The 18,447-nt window shown below is 59.0% G+C and carries 17 protein-coding genes; 12 read left to right on the top strand and 5 right to left on the bottom strand.

Annotated features, from left to right (window positions below; genetic code table 11):
* From FIU92_RS13590 to FIU92_RS13560, 7 genes are all read left to right on the top strand, one after another.
* Positions 1-822 (top strand): ATP-binding cassette domain-containing protein, encoded by an 822-nt coding sequence (locus FIU92_RS13590; protein ID WP_152459131.1) that lies wholly within the window; start codon positions 1-3, stop codon positions 820-822.
* A 152-nt stretch (positions 823-974) separates the two neighbouring features.
* Positions 975-2,807, top strand: a complete 1,833-nt coding sequence (gene iolD, locus FIU92_RS13585; protein ID WP_172978500.1) for a 3D-(3,5/4)-trihydroxycyclohexane-1,2-dione acylhydrolase (decyclizing) — start codon at positions 975-977, stop codon at positions 2,805-2,807.
* Entirely contained in the window at positions 2,804-3,703 is a 900-nt protein-coding gene (gene iolE / locus FIU92_RS13580) for a myo-inosose-2 dehydratase (RefSeq protein WP_152459129.1), read from the top strand. Before iolD ends, iolE begins: the two co-directional genes overlap by 4 nt.
* Before the next feature lie 49 nt (positions 3,704-3,752).
* Positions 3,753-4,934, top strand: a complete 1,182-nt coding sequence (locus FIU92_RS13575; RefSeq protein ID WP_152459128.1) for a phytanoyl-CoA dioxygenase family protein — start codon at positions 3,753-3,755, stop codon at positions 4,932-4,934.
* 48 nt (positions 4,935-4,982) lie between these two features.
* A complete protein-coding gene (gene iolB / locus FIU92_RS13570; RefSeq protein ID WP_152459127.1) occupies positions 4,983-5,789 on the top strand; it encodes a 5-deoxy-glucuronate isomerase in 807 nt (268 codons plus the stop codon).
* A complete protein-coding gene (locus FIU92_RS13565; RefSeq protein WP_152459126.1) occupies positions 5,786-6,544 on the top strand; it encodes an SDR family NAD(P)-dependent oxidoreductase in 759 nt (252 codons plus the stop codon). The genes iolB and FIU92_RS13565 overlap by 4 nt, the downstream gene beginning before the upstream one ends.
* A gap of 26 nt (positions 6,545-6,570) precedes the next feature.
* Positions 6,571-7,350 carry a TIM barrel protein gene (locus tag FIU92_RS13560; RefSeq protein WP_152459125.1) on the top strand — a complete coding sequence of 260 codons (780 nt, stop codon included), beginning with the start codon at positions 6,571-6,573 and terminating at the stop codon, positions 7,348-7,350.
* A gap of 3 nt (positions 7,351-7,353) precedes the next feature.
* Here the strand turns inward: FIU92_RS13560 and FIU92_RS13555 are convergent, their stop codons facing one another.
* From FIU92_RS13555 to iolC, 3 genes are read right to left on the bottom strand one after another with little or no spacing between them, the layout of a single operon-like run.
* Positions 7,354-8,193 (bottom strand): class II fructose-bisphosphate aldolase, encoded by an 840-nt coding sequence (locus FIU92_RS13555; RefSeq protein ID WP_152459124.1) that lies wholly within the window; start codon positions 8,191-8,193, stop codon positions 7,354-7,356.
* Entirely contained in the window at positions 8,190-9,026 is an 837-nt protein-coding gene (locus FIU92_RS13550; protein WP_152459123.1) for a 5-deoxy-glucuronate isomerase, read from the bottom strand. Before FIU92_RS13550 ends, FIU92_RS13555 begins: the two co-directional genes overlap by 4 nt.
* A 9-nt stretch (positions 9,027-9,035) precedes the next feature.
* Positions 9,036-10,004, bottom strand: a complete 969-nt coding sequence (iolC, locus tag FIU92_RS13545) for a 5-dehydro-2-deoxygluconokinase (RefSeq protein WP_152459122.1) — start codon at positions 10,002-10,004, stop codon at positions 9,036-9,038.
* Positions 10,005-10,126: 122 nt separating this feature from the next.
* Here iolC and FIU92_RS13540 point away from each other — a divergent pair, with 122 nt between their 5' ends.
* Positions 10,127-11,230 carry a Gfo/Idh/MocA family protein gene (locus FIU92_RS13540; protein WP_152459121.1) on the top strand — a complete coding sequence of 368 codons (1,104 nt, stop codon included), beginning with the start codon at positions 10,127-10,129 and terminating at the stop codon, positions 11,228-11,230.
* A gap of 38 nt (positions 11,231-11,268) precedes the next feature.
* The gene (locus FIU92_RS13535; RefSeq protein WP_152459120.1) at positions 11,269-12,402 is read left to right on the top strand and encodes a Gfo/Idh/MocA family protein; all 1,134 of its coding nucleotides are present in this window, start codon (positions 11,269-11,271) and stop codon (positions 12,400-12,402) included.
* Here FIU92_RS13535 and FIU92_RS13530 read toward each other — a convergent pair whose 3' ends face one another.
* Both FIU92_RS13530 and FIU92_RS13525 read right to left on the bottom strand, forming a co-directional pair.
* Positions 12,403-13,401 (bottom strand): LacI family DNA-binding transcriptional regulator, encoded by a 999-nt coding sequence (locus tag FIU92_RS13530; protein WP_152459119.1) that lies wholly within the window; start codon positions 13,399-13,401, stop codon positions 12,403-12,405. It abuts the gene before it with no gap.
* A gap of 535 nt (positions 13,402-13,936) precedes the next feature.
* On the bottom strand, positions 13,937-14,938 hold the full coding sequence (locus tag FIU92_RS13525; RefSeq protein ID WP_172978499.1) for an AraC family transcriptional regulator: 1,002 nt from the start codon (positions 14,936-14,938) through the stop codon (positions 13,937-13,939).
* A 142-nt stretch (positions 14,939-15,080) separates the two neighbouring features.
* Here FIU92_RS13525 and FIU92_RS13520 point away from each other — a divergent pair, with 142 nt between their 5' ends.
* The 3 genes from FIU92_RS13520 to FIU92_RS13510 are packed head-to-tail and all read left to right on the top strand — an operon-like array spanning position 15,081 to position 18,443.
* The gene (locus FIU92_RS13520) at positions 15,081-16,478 is read left to right on the top strand and encodes an amidohydrolase family protein (protein ID WP_152459117.1); all 1,398 of its coding nucleotides are present in this window, start codon (positions 15,081-15,083) and stop codon (positions 16,476-16,478) included.
* 25 nt (positions 16,479-16,503) lie between these two features.
* A complete protein-coding gene (locus FIU92_RS13515; RefSeq protein WP_152459116.1) occupies positions 16,504-17,268 on the top strand; it encodes a DUF3299 domain-containing protein in 765 nt (254 codons plus the stop codon).
* Positions 17,265-18,443, top strand: coding sequence for a carbohydrate porin (locus FIU92_RS13510; protein ID WP_152459115.1), 1,179 nt, complete (start codon positions 17,265-17,267; stop codon positions 18,441-18,443). The genes FIU92_RS13515 and FIU92_RS13510 overlap by 4 nt, the downstream gene beginning before the upstream one ends.
* Positions 18,444-18,447 lie beyond the last annotated feature (4 nt).

Here is an 18,447-nt window from a genome sequence, read left to right as displayed (position 1 = left end):
ATGACCGAAGACACCAAGTTCCACCATGGAGATGCCGTCGATGATCAGGCGCCCATCGTTCAGATGAAAGACATCGAAAAGCACTTTGGCAATATCATCGCGCTTGCTGGCGTCAGCTTTGACGTCAAGCCCGGGGAATGCCATTGCCTGCTGGGCGACAACGGCGCGGGTAAGTCCACCTTCATCAAGACCATGTCCGGGGTGCACAAACCCACCAAGGGCGAGATTTTGTTCGAAGGTCAGCCGTTGCATTTCGACACGCCGCGTGACGCGATGGAAGCGGGCATCGCGACCGTGTTTCAGGATCTTGCGATGATCCCGCTGATGAGCGTGACGCGCAATTTCTTCATGGGGCGCGAACCCACCAAGGGCAAAGGGTTGCTCAAGCGGTTCGATGTGGATCATGCAAACGAAGTCTGCATGGAAGAGATGCGCAAGATGGGCATCAATCTGCGCGCACCGGATCAGGCGGTTGGGACATTGTCCGGCGGCGAACGTCAGACGGTGGCCATCGCGCGGGCGGTGTATTTCGGCGCCAAGATCCTGATCCTCGACGAACCGACCTCGGCGCTTGGTGTGCGTCAGACGTCGAATGTTCTTGCTACGATCGACCGGGTGCGCAGCCAGGGTGTCGGCGTGGTTTTCATCAGCCACAACGTGCGCCATGCGCTGGCGGTGGGTGATCGTTTTACCGTACTGAACCGCGGCAAAACTCTGGGCACGGCCAAACGCGGTGAAATCACACCCGAAGAGTTGCAGGACCTTATGGCCGGCGGTCAGGAAATGGCCGAGCTTGAGGGATCGCTGGGCGGTACTGTCTAAAGCAAAACACTCGGATGCCCTCACGGGGGCATCCATCGGGCGGTGGCACCTGACGCCACTCTGATTTCAGGCTCTGGAAAAAGGCCTGACACCTTCGAAAATGAGAAAACCCGCGGACCGCCGATGGCGGCTCCGAGTTGAAAGGGATCATGATGAGCAAAACAGTCCGATTGACCGCGGCGCAGGCTCTGGTGCGCTATCTCGGGGCGCAGATGAACGAGGCTGGAGAGCCGTTCATCGCAGGTGTGTGGGCGATCTTCGGCCATGGCAACGTGGCAGGTCTGGGCGAGGCGCTGCATGGGGCGAAAGACAGTCTTCCCACCTATCGCGGTCACAACGAACAGACCATGGCACACAGCGCGATTGCTTATGCCAAGCAGTTGGGCCGGCGGCGCGCCATGGCGGTGACATCGTCGATCGGACCGGGGGCCACCAATATGGTCACGGCCGCTGCTCTGGCCCATGTAAACCGTCTGCCTGTTTTGTTGCTGCCTGGCGATGTATTTGCGACGCGTGGCCCCGATCCGGTTTTGCAGCAACCCGAAGTGTTCTCGGATGGAACCATCAGTGCGAATGATTGTTTCAGACCGGTCAGCCGGTATTTCGACCGCATCACCCGCCCGGAACATCTGCTGACGGCTCTGCCGCGCGCCTTCCGCACGATGACGGACCCGGCGGATTGCGGCCCGGCGACGCTGGCCTTTTGTCAGGATGTGCAGGCCGAAGCATACGACTATCCCGAAAGCTTCTTTGAGCCGCGCGTCTGGTATCAGCGCCGCATTCGCCCGGATGAGGGGGAACTGGCGCGCGCCGTTGCTGCGATCAAGGCCGCCAAGCGCCCCGTTATCGTTGCTGGCGGAGGTGTGCATTATTCGGACGCAACCGCCACGTTGCAGCGTTTTGCCGAGGCACACAATGTCCCCGTGGCCGAGACACAGGCCGGCAAGTCCGCATTGCCCTGGGATCACCCGCTCAACCTTGGTCCCGTTGGTGTGACCGGGGGCGAACCCGCCAATGACATCTGCGCAAAGGCGGATCTTGTGCTGGGCGTCGGCACCCGGTTTCAGGACTTCACCACCGGGTCATGGGGTTTGTTCGCGAACCCCGAGCGCGAGTTGATCAGCTTGAACACTGCCGCCTATGACGCCGAAAAGCACGGAGCGATGCCGTTGCAGGCCGACGCTCGGGTTGGTCTGGATGAGCTCAGAGAAGCGCTGGGCGGCCATCGCGCGCCGGATCTGCCTGCGGCATTGAAATCTGATTGGTTTGGCAAAGTTGATGCGCTGACGGATGCCCCGACGGACAGCAATGCGCTGCCAACGGATATGCAGGTGATCGGCGCCGTGCAGCGGGCCGCCAAGGAAAACACTGTTGCGATGTGCGCTGCCGGCACGATGCCGGGTGAGCTGCACAAGCTTTGGAAGGCACCACGCCCCGGTGCCTATCACATGGAATATGGTTTCAGCTGCATGGGGTACGAGATCGCTGGTGCCATGGGCATCAAGATGGCCCAGCCCGACCGCGACGTGATCTGCTTTACCGGTGATGGCACTTATATGATGGCCAACTCGGAAATGGCGACGGCGGCGATGATGGGGATTTCGTTCACCGTTGTCGTCACGGACAACCGCGGGTTTGGGTGCATCAACCGTCTGCAAATGGGGACAGGCGGGGCCGAGTTCAACAACCTTCTCGACCACACTGTGCACGAGACAAAATCAGCCATCGATTTTGCCGCCCATGCGGCAGCGATGGGGGCGACTTCGGTCAAGGTCAGTTCGATTGCCGAGCTCGAAGACGCGCTGGCCAAACGCGATGAGGTCAAAGGCCCCTATGTCGTGGTGATCGACACCGATCCCTATCCATCGACCGAATATGGCGGAACCTGGTGGGAAGTGGCGGTGCCCGAGGTCAGCACCCGCCCCGAAGTGAATGAAAAACGCGCGGCCTATGAAGCCGCCATCAAGGAAAGAAACACGAAATGAGCGTGAAGATCGGCATCTCTCCGATTGCCTGGCAGAATGACGACCTGCCGGACCTGACCGCAGCTTACACGATGGAGCAGGCGCTGAAAGAAGCGCGCGAGATCGGTTATACAGGTGTCGAACGAGGCCAGAGGATGCCCGCCGACACCGAAGGGTTGCGGGCCTATCTGGACGCAAATGACATCGCGCTGTGCGGGGGGTGGTGCTCGGGCAGCACGCTGGTCAACGACCTGCACGCCGAGATCGCCGTGGTGCGTGAACAGGTCGAACAATTCGTTGCGCTGAACAGCCCGTGCATCGTCTATGCCGAATGTTCCAATACCGTCCAGGGACAGATCGGAACGCCTGTCAATGATCGCCCCAAATTGTCGCGGGACGAGGTTCTGGCCTATGCGGGCAGGCTGACCGAACTTGCCAAGTGGATGGCAGATCAGGGCATGCCCATGGCCTATCACCATCACATGGGCACGATCATCGAAAGTGAAGATGAGGTGAACTGGCTGATGGAGGGGTCAGGCCCCGAATTGAGCCTGTGTTTCGATACGGGCCATCTGCTGTTTGGTGGCGGCGATGTGATGGCCACGCTGAACCGTTGGGGCGACCGGGTGCATCACGTGCATTTCAAGGATATCCGCCCCGAAATCGTACAGGACACGCGTGAGAACAATCGCAGTTTTCTGGATGCGGTGATCGCGGGCGCGTTCACTGTGCCGGGTGACGGTTGCATAGACTTTCAGGCCGTGGCCAATGCACTGAAAGCAATGGATTACAACGGCTGGATCGTGGTCGAGGCAGAGCAGGACCCGGCCAAGGCGCCGCCCTATGAGTACTCGAAAATGGGCTATGACCACATTGTCGAAGTCTGCGGTCAGGCAGGATTGGAGATCAAAGCGTAACAACCCGCCCTTCGGGGCAACACCGAAGCCATGAAAGAGGAGAAAGATCATGGTGAATCAAGAACTCGGTTTCGTCGGCTATTTCGACCAGGAATCCTGTGATCTGGATGAATTCAAGGTGTTGACCTCTCAGACTCTTTCCGCCGAGACGGTGCCTTTTGCCGCCTCGGTCGAAAAGAACGTGCCCGTCTATGATATGCAGGCACTGAGCCCCGGTTTGGAACGGCCTGATACGCGCAGGGCCTTGCTGGCAGAATGGGGCCGGGTGCTGGGCAAATCCGCCGGTGTGATCGCCCTGAAAGGGGCGTATCCCGACACGTCGATCATTGATCGGGCGACGGATGTGTTTCGTGAAATCATCGAAGAAGAACGCCAGGGTGGCGCCGGTGAAGGCGATCACTTTGCCGCCTCGGGCGCGAATGACCGGGTGTGGAACGCGCTGCAAAAGCAATGCCTGCGCGACCCCGAGGGCTTTGCGCTCTATTTCGGGAACACGGCGATAGCGGCGGCATGTGAAGCGTGGCTTGGCCCGAACTATCAGGTGACTGCTCAGATCAATCAGGTGCGCCCCGGTGGCAAGGCGCAACAGGCGCATCGGGATTATCACCTTGGGTTTCAAAGCGCCGAAAGCGCGGCCAGGTATCCCGCACAGGCTCATCTGGTGACGGCCTCGCTGACCCTGCAAGGGGCGGTTGCGCATTTTGACATGCCGGTGGAAAGCGGGCCGACCAAGTTGTTGCCGTTCTCGCAGCTCTACCCGCCGGGCTATCTGGCGTTCCACGATGAAGCACACCGGGCGCATTTCGAAGACAGCTGTATCCAGTTGCCATTGGAAAAGGGGGACGCGGTGTTCTTCAATCCGGCGCTGTTCCATGCGGCGGGCGCGAACAGCAGCGCCGACATCAATCGCATGGCAAACCTGCTGCAAATCTCATCCGCCTTCGGGCGCGCGATGGAGTCGGTGGATCGGTGGGCGATGTCCGAGGCGGTATTCCCATCTTTGATTGCTCTGAAACAATGGGGCGATCTGACGGTAGCAGAACTGGACGCGGTCATAGCGGCCACGGCAGAGTGCTATCCCTTCCCGACCAATCTGGACACGGACCCCCCGGTCGGGGGCAATGCGCCGGAAAGCCAGGCGGATATTCTGCGTCGCGCGGTTGCGGAAGGATGGACCGAGGCGCAGCTGGCCCAGTCCCTATCGGCCCGGAACCAAAGGCAAGCTGCCTGAATTCAACACAGGCGGGCACTCGGGGGCCGCCCAAGAAGGAGAACAAGAATGGCAGACCTGCTGAAGAAACCGATCGGAACCCACGGCAAGGTACATGACATCACTCCGTCAAGCGCTGGATGGAATCATGTGGGCTTTGGGCTTTATCATCTAAAGGCCGGGGATCGCGCAAACGAAGTGACCGCGGATCGCGAAGTCATCGTTGTGATGGTTGAAGGCAAGGCGCGGATCACCGGGGCCGGACAGGATTGGGGCATTTTGGGCGACCGGATGAGTGTATTCGAAAAAACACCGCCGCATTGCCTGTATCTGCCCAACGGAACCGAGTGGGAGGCCGTGGCGGAAACCGACTGCGTTGTGGCCATCTGTTCGGCGCCGGGTAAGGGCGGTCATACGGCGCGTCGGATTGGACCTGATGGCATAACCCTGACCGAACGCGGCAAAGGGGTAAATACGCGATATATCAACAATATCGCCATGGAGAATGAGGACTACGCAGACAGCCTGCTGGTGACCGAGGTGTTCACGCCGAACGGCCACTGGTCCTCCTATCCCAGCCACCGCCACGACGAGGATGACTATCCCCGCATCACCTATCTGGAAGAGACCTACTACCACCGCCTGAACCCGTCGAACGGATTTGGGATCCAGCGGGTTTACACCGATGACGGCCAGTTGGATGAGACGATGGCGGTATCAGATGGCGACGTTGTGATCGTCCCGCGCGGCCATCACCCTTGCGGTGCACCCTATGGGTTCGAGATGTACTATCTGAACGTCATGGCCGGACCTCTGCGGAAATGGCGCTTTGTTGCGGCCCCCGAGGTCGCGTGGATCATGGAGCGTGACGGATGAGCCATACTTTCGCCAATTACCCAAGCCTTGCAGGTAAGACGGTTTTCATCACCGGAGGCGCCGGCGGAATTGGCGCGGAAACCGTTCGGGCCTTTGCCGAACAGGGGGCAAAGGTTGGTTTTTTGGACCTCAACGCCGATGCCGGGCTTGCTTTGCTTTCCGAACTGGACGGAGAGCATACATTCGCCCAATGCGATCTGCGCAACATTGACGAGATGAACGCCGCAATAGGGCAACTGGTGGAAGAGCTGGGCGACGCGGATGTGCTGGTAAACAACGCGGCCCGGGATGACCGGCACGACTGGCGCGAGGTAACGCCAGACTATTGGGATGAGCGCATGGCGACCAATATCCGCCACATGTTCTTTGCCATTCAGTCGGTGGCACCAGGAATGATCGCCAAGGGTGCAGGTTCGATCATCAATATCGGGTCGAATTCGTGGTGGGAGGCCGGTGCGGGCTTTCCCGCCTATGCCACAGCGAAATCGGCGGTGCATGGCCTGACCCGCACCATGGCGCGCGAGCTGGGCGATCACCGGATCCGGGTCAACACGGTCGTGCCCGGCTGGATCATGACCCAGCGCCAGAAAGACCTGTGGGTCACGCCCGAGGCGCTGGCCAAACAGATCGACCGCCAATGCCTGCCCGACCCGATCGACCCGGTCTATGTGGCGCGGATGGTGCTGTTTCTGGCCTCGGATGACGCGGCCATGTGCAGCGCGGGGAATTTCATGGTCGAAGGCGGGTCGATCTAAGTCTTTCCATACCGAAAGAGAAATCAATGCCTCAACCGTTTCAACTTGCGGCCTGTGCCGAGATGCTGTGGCTGGACAGGCCGATGGATTGGCGTGCCGCCCGGCTGGCCGAGATGGGGTTCGGCGTCGGGCTGTGGAACTGGCCAGAGCTCGATATTCCCAGACTGGTCGCAACCGGCGCCAGTTTCACCATCATGAACGGCTATCTTCAGGGGCGGCTGGCCGACGATGACGGGGCCAAGATGCTGCTGGCCTCGGCCGCCGAAACAATTCAGGTCGGCAAGCGACTTGGCGTTGCGCGTCTGAACCTGCACGGCACCGGTCTGGGTGATGGTGGCATACCGATCTGGCAGCATGACGTGGTCACAGGGCCGATGTGGCTGAAGGCCAGGGACACCCTGAACCGGATCTGTGATCTGGCCCAGGCCGAAGATGTGGTGTTCACGCTTGAAAACCTGAACCTGCTGGACCATCCCGGCTGTCCGTTCGGGTCAACGGCGGACGTGCTCGCCTTGGTTTCGTCGGTTGATCGTCCGCAGTTGCGGATCAATCTCGACCTGTACCATACCCAGATCGGCGAGGGGGATCTGATCCGCTGGTGTGAAAAATGCCTGCCCTGGATCGGAGAGGTGCAGGTGGCCGACAATCCCGGTCGGTGCGAGCCCGGAACCGGCGAGATCAACTATGCCGCCGTGGCGCGTGCGCTGAACGATCTGGGTTATCGTGGCCCTGTCGGGATGGAAGCCTTCGCCGCAGGCGACCCGGAAGACGCGCTAAACGCCTTCCGGTCGGCATTCACGCTCTGAGCGTCACCGCTGCGGTGGCGCACCAAAGGCGCGGATCACGGTGCGGGCGGCAGCCATGACCGGATCGTGGGTTTCCTTCAGGATCGTCACCCGGTCGAACCGGTCGGGGTCGCGGTTCACGGCCTCGCGCAGCGCGGTGCCGAAGGCCATGCGTAACTCGGTCCCGATGTTGAATTTGCAGATCGCGGTTTCACGCGCCAGCCGCGCGCGCTGTTCGACCGGCACACCCGATCCGCCATGGATCACCAGTGGAACCTCTGTCATGGAGTCGATCTGGCGTATGCGGTTTTCGTCCAGACCACCTTCCTTGTTCTGCTGAAGGTGGACGTTTCCGACCGAGATTGCCATCGCGTCGACGCCGCTGTCGCGGGCAAACTTCGCGGCTTCCTCGGGATCCGTGCCGTTTGAGCCTTCACCGCCGGAATACCCGACGAAGCCGATCTCGCCCTCGCACGAGATCCCGGCGGAATGGGCCATTTCGGCAATCGCGGCGGTTTCATCGATGTTCTGCTGCAAGGGCTTGCGCGACCCGTCGAACATCAGCGAGGTGAACCCGCTGTCCAACGCGATCTTGCAATCCTCGAAGGTATAGCCGTGATCCAGATGCGCCACCACGGGCACCGAGGCGTTTTCGGCCAGATACCGGAACATCTTGCCCAGGATCGGCAGCGGGGTGTGCTCGCGGCAGCTGGGTCCGGCTTGCAGGATCACCGGGGCTTTCTCGGCCTCGGCGGCGGCGACATAGGCGCGCATGTCCTCCCAGCCCAGCGTCACCAGGCCGCCGACGGCATAGCCCTGTTCGTAGGCGGGTTGCAGGACGTCTTTGAGCGTAGCGAGGGTCATTTGAATTTGGCGATCATGTCTTTGATGCCCGGGATCGTTTCGATCTGATAGGCATGGGTGGGTTGGAAATACTGCACCAGCGACCGCTGGGTCAGCCCGCCGAGGATGGTGAAGTAATACATCTCGTATCCCGGCAGCACGCAGCAGGGGTGATACCCTTTGTCGATGCAGATCGTGGAGCCATCGACGATGTGATAGGCATCGCCCGGTTCGTTGTCCTCGCGCTGCAGCATCTGCAGGCCCGAGCCCCAGTTGGGTTTGAAGCGGAAATTGTAGGTTTCGTCATGACGGGTCTCGTCCGGCAGGCGGTTGGTGTCGTGCTTGTGGCTGGGAAAGCCGGACCAGCCGCCCTGACCCACGGTGAACAGCTCGCTCACCAGCAGGCGGCCGACCTTGTCATGCTGTTTCTGGCCCAGGATATGCTTGATCTTGCGATGGGTCTTGGTGTCGTCGCTGCCATATTGCACCAGGTCATGCTCGCGCACGTCGAACGGATCCAGCACCTTGTCATACTTTGCGCCTGCCACGAACACCTCGGCCGTCTCTGACACGCAGACCATCTGCGCCCGTGCCCCCGACGGGACATAGGCGCCCTCGGGCTCGCCATCCCAGACATCCTCGCCCCGGTTGCCCAGATGGGCAAAGCGCACGCCTTCGACGTCCACGTCGACGCTGCCGGTGGCGGGCACGATGCAGGTCTCGTAACCCGGGACCGTGTATTCGAAGGCCTCGCCCTTTTTCAGTTTGACGATGTTGAAATAGTTCAGCGGAACCGTCGGATCATCGGCGTCTACGATGGGTTTGTTCTGATTGTCATAGGGCGCGATATGCATGGTACTCTCCTATGTGGTCGGGCCGGGATGCGAAGCGAGGAACGCGTCCAGTTCTGGTGTCGTTGGCATGGCGGGTGCGCAACCGGGATGCGACACCACGATCGACGCGCAGGCCGAACCGCGCATGACGGCGTCTTTCAGGTCGTGCCCGGCCGCGATCGAGGCCAGCAGCCCGGCCATGAAACTGTCGCCAGCCCCGTTGGGTTTGACGGCCGTAACCGGGTAAATACCGGTTCGCAGCTCTTGCCCGTCCACAAAGGTGACAGCACCTTTTTCGCCCATCTTGTAGATGACGATCCGATCCGGTTTTTGGGCAAGTTCCTGCGCTTTGGCAAAACCCTTTTCGATGCCGCCGGCCATGAATCCGAACTCTTCGTCGTTGCCGACGATCAGGTTGCTGGCTTCGCCAGCCCGCGACAGAACTTCGGCAGCCACCTCGGCCGAGGGCCAGCTGTATGGGCGGTAATCGATGTCGAAGATGATCGGCAGGCCTGCGCTTCGGGCGTTCTCGAAGGCCCGGAATGTGGCGCTGCGCGACGGTTCGGACGCAAAGACAGTTCCAGCCGAGATGATTGCCGAAAAAGATGAATAATCGACCCTGTCCATATCCTCTTTGGTGACTTGGAAATCAACGGCCCCGTTGCGATAGATCACATTCTGAAAGTCCTCGATCCGGCTTTCGTACACGGCCAGAGACATGCGGTATTCGCCGCCCAGAACGCGGATATAGGATGTGTCCACACCGTAATGCCGCAACCGGTTCAGACAGAACCGCCCAATCGCATCGTCCGAGACGGACGTAATCAGCGACGCCTCGCTGCCCAACTTGACCAGCCCGGCACAAATATTGGCAGAAGAACCACCAAGGTCGGCATGAAACGTGCTGGCATCCTCGCTTTTGACGCCAATTGGGTCAGCGAACAGGTCCATGCCTGCGCGACCCAGAACGGCGAAGCGGTTTCCTTTGATACCATCCATCAAAGCGCTCAAGTTTTGTCCTCCGGCAGAATGGGTCGGCAAGTTTGGACCTTGCGTTGAATCGATTCACACGATACTGATTTTGCAACCGGTTGCAAATGATATGTTCGGAGCCGTTGCAGATGCCTGAAATCGGAATTGGAATCGTCGGCGGCGGCTATATGGGCAAGGCCCATTCCGTGGCTATGTCAGCGGTCGGCGCGGTGTTCAACACGGCATTGCGACCCCGGCTCGAGGTCATTTGTGCGTCCAGCCCTGAAAGCGCCGAACGTTACAGGACAGCCTACGGATTTGACAAAGCGACCGATGATTGGCGGGCATTGGTTGAAGATCCCAGGGTCGAGGCAATTGTCATCGCCTCTCCTCAATCGACACATCGCCAGATTGCCGAAGCAGCGTTTGAATTGGGTAAACCGGTCTTGTGTGAAAAACCACTGGGCGCATCCCTTGACGACAGTCTGGCCATGGTTGCTGCTGCCGAAGCGTCTGGCGCGGTCAACATGGTGGGGTTCAACTATGTTCGTACACCTGCGACCCAATACGCCCGCCAACTTATTGCCAATGGTGAAATCGGGGATATCACCTGGTTCCGGGGCGAGCACACCGAGGATTTCTATGCCGACCCGCACGCTCCTGCCTCTTGGCGTACGACGGGCATGGCCAATGGCACCATCGGAGATCTGGCACCGCATATGGTCAACGGTGCATTGGCGCTGGTTGGTCCGATCGCGCAAGTGATGGCGGATGTTGAAACGGTTCACAAAACCCGACCGGGCGGTGAGGTGACAAATGACGACCATGCCCAGATGATGTGCCGTTTTGAAAACGGGGTTATGGGCAACCTGTATTTCAGCCGCGTCGCGACGGGGCGAAAAATGGGCTATGCTTATGAAATATCGGGAACAAAGGGCGCCATCCGGTTCGATCAGGAGGACCAGAACGCGCTGTGGCTGTATAAGCGGGAAGGGCCCGAAGCGTCTCGTGGGTTCACAAAAATCCTGACCGGCCCGGCGCATCCGGATTACGAGCCCTTCTGCCAAGGTCCGGGCCACGGAACAGGCTATCAGGACCAGATCATTATCGAGGCCAAAGATTTTCTTCAGGCCATTCACACCGGAAGAGCCGCTTGGCCCACCTTTCGCGACGGGCATGAGGTCAACCGGGTGCTTGCCGCCGCCTTGGCATCGTCAGAGCAGCGGCAGTGGAAAGACATCCGCGATTTCTGATCGCTCAAACAAAAAAGTTCTAATGAGAGACAATGACCATGGCTAAGTTGAGATGGGGCATGATCGGTGGTGGTGAAGGCAGCCAGATTGGCCCCGCGCACCGCTTGGGGGCACAGGCTGACGGGCTGTTTGAATTTGCCGCTGGCGCGCTGGATCACCGGCCCGAAGCGGGTCGGGAATACGCGCAGCGATTGGGCGTTGCCGCCGATCGCGCCTATGGCGACTGGCAAGAGATGCTGGCGGGTGAGAAGGACCGTGAAGACCGGATCGATCTGGTGACAATCGCCACGCCGAATTCGACACATTTCGAGATCGCCAAGGCCTATCTTGAAGCGGGCTTCAATGTCTTGTGTGAAAAACCGATGACAATGACTGTGGAAGAGGGTGAGGAAATAGTCCGTGTCGCCGAAGCATCGGGAAAGATCTGCGCGGTGAACTACTGCTATTCCGCCTATCCGATGGTGCGGCAGGCCCGCGCTATGGTGCGCTCGGGCGAGATCGGACGGGTGCGTCTTGTGGTGACCAATTTCAGCCACGGCCATCATGGGGATGCCACCGATGCGGACAATCCGCGCGTGCGCTGGCGCTATGACCCTGCGATGGCAGGGGTTTCCGGGCAGTTCGCCGATTGCGGTATCCACGCCCTGCATATGGCCAGTTTTATCTGTGATGACGAGGTGAAGACGCTTTCGGCTGATATGGCCTCAACGATCGCAAGCCGGGAACTGGAAGACGATGCAATGATCAACTTCCGTATGGAAGGCGGCACGGTCGGGCGTCTTTGGACATCTTCTGTGGCGATCGGGCGCCAGCATGGCTTTGACATACAGGTCTTTGGTGAAACCGGCGGGTTGCGCTGGGCGTCAGAGCAACCCAACCAGTTGATCTACACCCCGGTAGGAGGGCGCACCCAGATCATCGAAAAGGGCGAGGGGGGGCTGCATGATGAAGTGCAACGCCTGTCTCGGGTCGCCATCGCGCACCCCGAAGGCTTCCCGCTGGCCGTTGCCAATATCTATTGCGATCTGGCGGATGCGATCCGCGGTGAAAGCCGGGATGGCCTGCCCAACGCAGCGGATGGCGTGCGATCGATCGCAGCGGTGCACGCGGCTGTTGCGTCGGGCAAAGCAGATGGTGCCTGGCAGGACGCCCGCCCGCCGATGTTCCGCTGATCAGGGGCGGGGCCGCAACGTGCCCCGCTCGACCACCCGGCAGGGGAAGATCCGCGCTTCGGGGTAGCGGTCGGGTGTTTTCAGCATCTCTTCGACCAGATCGACCGACGAGGTGATGATCTGCTTGATCGGCTGATGGATGGTCGTCAGGTTGATATATTCCCAGCGCGACATTTCCATGTCGTTCAGGCCGATGATCCCGATATCGGTGCCCGGTTTCAGCCCGTGATCAGCCAGCGCCGACAGCGCCCCGATCGACAGGATGTCGTCGCCGCAGAAATAGGCCTGCGCCGGGTCACCGGCCAGCAGGCGCAGCATCTCGGCCCGGCCGGCCTCGAAGGAATAAGCCCCGGCGAAGGAGTGGTTGACCGGAATCTGCGGATGGTTGGCCATTTCCTCGAAAAAGCCCCGCTGCCGGTCCAGGGACGAGGTCGCGTCCTGCGGCCCGCCCAGATAGCCCACGCTGGCATAACCCCGGGCGACCAGCTCGCGCGCGGCCATGCGCCCGCATTCCACATTGTCGATCCCGACCACATGCACCTCGGGCGAGGTGGCAGACCGGCCGAACGTGTGCACCACCGGTACGCCAGCATCGTGGAACGCCTTGGCAAAGCTGGGCGGCAAGGTCGACGAGGCGACGATCACCGCATCCACCGAGTATTGCCGCAGCATGCGTACGGAATTGGCGGGCTCGGTCTCGTCCGTCAGGTTCACGATCAGCGGGCGCAGGCCGCGTTCCTGCAAGGCGCGTGTAAACTGGTCGAAGACTTCCAGAAAGATCGGGTTGTGAAAGTTGTTCGAAATCAACCCGATCAGTTTGGTGCGCCCGGTCGTCAGAGACGAAGCCAGAGCATTGGGGCTGTAGCCCAGCTCACGGGCCGCCTTTTCAACCTTGCTGCGCGTTTTTGCGGAAACCGAGGCACCTTCGGTAAAGGTGCGCGACACGGCGGACCGTGAAACGCCAGCCAAGGCGGCCACGTCTTTCAGGGTCACACTCACGCTGCGGGACTCCGATAACAGCGAGGCAGGAAAGCAGGTAAGTTTGGCATTGCCCCAGCATTATGCATCATCGACCTGAACTTGCAACCGGTTGCAACGCCGCCACGTCGATTCAACCGTGTTTGAGCGTCGAAATTCAGAAGGTAAAAAGGTGGGTGAAGAGACACTCGAACTCCTGACATCTTCAGCGTAACCGAAGCGCCTTTTCCAATCCGCAGATGTACCCAAGCGCCGTCTTGCACTGCCGCCAAGCGCACAGGTTCCCAGAGATGCCTGGTGTTGTCAGCGATTTGAAGTTGCACAAACTGCGGAACGGTTCAAGGGCATATCCTTTCCTGCCGCTTTCAAGATCACGTCCGATCGAGCCGCAAAAGGCATGCGTGACGTCGCATGCGTTGCCAAAAGGGCCATCGGGCAATTGCTTTTTCAACCTTTGGCATTGATCCATGAACGTAGCGCAAATCATGGCCATCCCTTGGTGGACATACATGAGAGAGGCAGTGGAACGCCAACCCGCCCATTCGCAGCGCGGTTGCTATCCAAGGCGGAATTTTGTTGGCGTCACACCGGTCTGGCTTCGAAAAAACCGAGTGAAGTGGGACTTGTCGGAATAGCCAAGCATGAGGCCGATCTCGGCAACTGTCATATTGCTTTCTCTGAGGTGCTCCTTGGCGACATCGACCCGCAGACGCCTTACCTCTCGGGGAAGTGTTGTCTGATGTTTCTGAAGTGCCTTCAGGAACCGCTCGGGCTGGATACCCAGCAATCCGGCCACAACCTCCGGCCCCAGCTCTGACTCATCCAGTTTTCCACGCAAGACAGACCGCAAAGCGGCAACTACGGTGACGTCTTCATTGTGTCGAATCGTGTCTGTCGGCGTTTCGGACTCCTCTGCCGCATGGTGTAGAAACAACCATTCCACGGGAAAACTGATCTGCATTCCGGGGTTGGGTCCAAGGCCGACTTCGATACCTTTGTAACCGCGTGGCAAGCCAAGGATGTATCTGCTTTCCCATCGCACCCGGGACGGATCCCACGCGTTTCCGACCACGCTTTGCAACAGGCGCACATAGATGGCAGCTCCAAACCCGGTAACCTGAACGGGCGGAACGGTTGGTTCTTGTTGCCGTGCGATCCGATAGATCGCTTTGTCTGCTTCCACGACAAGACTGTGCCGGACGGCGTTGGACTCTTGTGGAACAAGCCTTACGAACCGGGCAAAAAACTCGAACAGAGTGTTCGAGGATTGCAGCGACCGAGCGAATGGCGGCCATCCTTGCAGGTCAAATGTCTCTCCTACATTCAGGCCAAGGTATCGATCCCCTGACAACTCTGAGAAGGCATTCAACAGACCATAGACCAGTTCCGAGTGGACATAGACAGATGGGTCGGACAGCAGGTCGGCCTTCAAGCCGACCTGATCCAAGGCCGGTTGCGGATTGATCCTGCGGTCGGTGAGATATTGCAGAAAAGGGGCGGCCAGCGCGAGGCGGATAAAGCCTTCGCTATGCGCTTCAGAAGTGGAGCTGAGTGGCACGCCCGTCACCCTTTTTTAAACCAATGGTTTCGTTCAGTGGCCTTTTTTGCGGTCACATTCGCACATGTTAATCCAAAAGTGGCAACCCGCCCAAGAGTTTTCGGGCTACGTTTGGTAAAACGTGAATGTGAAGGGAGACCCTATGACCAACATGCGAATGTCCATTTGCCCGGCGGTAGTGGTCGCGGCAGTTTTTGGTTTTTCGGCGGCTGTGCAGGCTCAGGATGAAGAAGATCCTCAAACGCTGTTTACCAATGTGCACGTCTTTGATGGCGTGAATGAGCAACGTATCGAGAATGCAAATGTTCTGGTCGAGGGCAACCTGATCAAGACTGTTTCAACCGAAGCGGTGGACGCGCCCAACGCCGTTGTGATTGACGGCGGGGGGCGGACGTTGAGCCCGGGCTTTGTCGAGAACCATGCCCATTTGATGTTGATGGGGCCTACGCTGCCAGCGATGGAAGCCAACACAACATGGGAGGACTTCGCCATTCACGGTGCACGAATGGCTGAGATGTATCTCATGCAAGGTTTTACCACGGTCAGAGACGCCGGGGGGGCCAATGGCGGGTTGCGCAGGGCAATTGACTCGGGGCAAATCGATGGCCCCCGTTATTACCCGTCTGGCGCATTTATAGGAACGCGAGGTGGTCACGCTGACTTTGCGAATTTCACTGCGCCGCCCGGCTCAGAGACCAACATGAGCCGCCTAAACTTGGCGCAAGAGGTTAGCGGCGTCGATGACGTTTATAAATTCGCGCGTAACAATTTCCGCATGGGCGCAACGCAGTTGAAATTCATGCAATCCGGCGGTGTCGTTTCAGCCTTCGATCCATGGCAGTTGCTTGCTGGATCGCCCGAAGAAATCAGGGCCGCTGTGCAGGTGGCAAATGAGTATGGCAGCTATGTCATGGCGCATTCCTATCGAAAGGAAGCTATCCTGAGTGCGTTGGACGCGGGTGTGATGTCGATCGAACATGGTTTCTCGTTCGACTGTGACATTGCCCAGGTCATGAACGAAAAAGGGGCCTACATCACCACCAACCTGACCGCCTTCGACCCTGGATTGCTGGACATTCCGGCTGTGGCAAACGTGCCGTCGAGCCTGGCCAAGGCAAAATCCGCTTCAGCCACATTTGCGGGCTATATCGACAATATGAAGGAATGCCCGGTGAAGCGGGGGTTCCAGACCGATTGTGTTGGTTCGGTCGAGGCTTGCAATATCCAGATTGCCTACGAGAAACACCTGAACAATGAGTTTTTTGGGCCCTATCAGTCGATGGTCACTTTGACGTCGATCGGTGGCGAGATCGTGGCGCTGTCCGGCGATTTCATGAACCCGTATACGGCCGGAAAACTGGGCGTTATCGAGGAAGGGGCCTATGCTGATATCCTGCTGATCGACGGAAACCCACTTGAAGACTTTTCCGTCGTTGGAACCGGGGATCAATGGTTTGGCGCCGACCCGAGGCCGGAAAGCCCGGAAACGATCCGACTGATTATGAAGGACGGTGTGATATACAAGAACACACTGGACTGACCCAAATAACGGTTGGAGAGATTTGATGTTCCCTTGGTTTCGCGCCGCAGTTTTCGCTGGCTTGGTCCTGAGCGGTCATTCCGCAATGGCAACGCCCCATGCGACGCTTGACTGGTCTGACCTTCCAGACCCGTCGGTGCAGGTGTTCGATGACCCTTATCGTGATCTGAGCCCTGAACAGTTTGACGATTTGCTCTTCGTCGTGCGCTTGCGCGGCAGGTTGCAGCAGGATGTCGGCAGCGTTGAGGAAAGACAGAAATGGCAAGAGCTTCTGACCGAGACTGAAGACGCCTTGGCCGAGGGTGGCGTTGATGTCGATTGGCTGCTCGATCAGCGAGAGGATGTGAAAGAGCGGCGAAGAAAGGCAGGAACAAACGGAAATCCGCAACTCGATGGCCAGAGTGTTACGCTGACAGGCTTTGCCATTCCCGCGCCGAATGATCCGGACGGGCGAGCGGTTGCATATTTGGTGCCAGAACGCGGGATGTGCAGCCACATGCCCCCGCCTCCGCCCAACCAGATGATCCGGGTGCGGTTGAACGGCGACTGGGCCCCCAGTTACTTCCATGAACCCGTTCGGCTCACAGGTAGGCTGACGATTGAACCCTCGGTTCAGAACATGATGGTCGTGGATGGGCTTGTGCCGATGAATGCAACCTTCAAATTGGAGACGGACAGCGTTGAAACGCTGGAAACCAAGGCCGACGGTCTGGAATGGAGACAGCGTGCAGCCGATCGCGTCCGAGCTGCTGGCAATCGTAAAACTGGCGGCGCAAAGGCGTCGGAATGATAAGGCGCCTTGTTGCCGCATTGAGTATTGCCTGCGCGGGTACGGCGTCTGCGCAGGGGTTGTCCGGGCCTTCTTCGGTCGAGGCCGAGCTGAAACCTGGCGATGGCCTGACCGATCCGCAATACCGTTCCGGATTTCCGCGCAACATCGCGCCGGGTTGGTTTCGGTGGAAAGACCGGCTGGCCGAGAGCGGATTTCGGTTCAACGTGGATTACCTGGCGTTGGGTCAATCCACGAACGCCGATTTGGGAACTGGTGAAGCCGCAAGTGGAATCGCTCGCGTCTACGGCAGTTGGCAGGCAACCGAGCGGGGTTCATTGACATTCAAAATCGAAGATCGGCACGGATACACCGATGTTGCCCCGCAATTCCTTGGGCTGGACGGAGGCGCATTGTCGATCACCGGGACTGCCTTCAACGACAATGGTTTGTTGCTGACCAACCTGTTCTGGACCGAAAGGGCCGAGAACGGCGCGTGGACGCTGCAAGTCGGCCAGATTGATGTGACGGACTTTGTGGATATCTATGGATTGGTCAGCCCCTACAGCGGGTTCCAAAACCTTTCGTTCAACACCAACCCGACAATCAACACACCCAACCAGGGAATTGGCATTGCCGGTGGGATAAAGCTGAACGAAAACTTCTACGCGGTTGCCAGCGTTGCAGACGCAAACGCCGATCCGTCTGATCCAAGTCTTGACGTGTTCAGCGACGGCAATCTCTTCAAATCGTTTGAGATTGGCTACACTTCGGGCTTTGATCGCATCTATTTCGACAATGTCCATTTGACCCTCTGGCATGCAGATGCGGCCGACGATGGCAGCCGTGCAGAAGATTATGGCGCCGTGTTTTCCGCGGCTTGGTTTGTCGAAAACAAATGGATGCCGTTCTTTCGGGCAGGGGCGTCGAAAGGCACGGCAGCGCTGTATGATCGTTCGGTTTCTGCCGGGCTGGGCTATTACGGCCGAAACACCGATCTGGCCGGTTTGGGTTTGAACTGGGCCGAAGCAAGAAACATCGACGGCGATCAGTTCACGCTGGAAGCATTCTATCGCTTTTCAATCTCACCCGGTCTGCAAATCACGCCGTCACTACAGTTCATTTCCAATCCGCTGCTGAACCCCAATCAGGATAGCATCACGTTGTTCAGCCTGCGAACCCGGATCGTTTTTTGATGCG

The sequence above is a fragment of the Ruegeria sp. THAF33 genome (assembly GCF_009363615.1).
In the GTDB taxonomy this organism is placed as follows: domain Bacteria; phylum Pseudomonadota; class Alphaproteobacteria; order Rhodobacterales; family Rhodobacteraceae; genus Ruegeria.
Note: the sequence above shows the minus strand (reverse complement) of the source record. Positions and strands in the feature narration are given on the sequence as shown.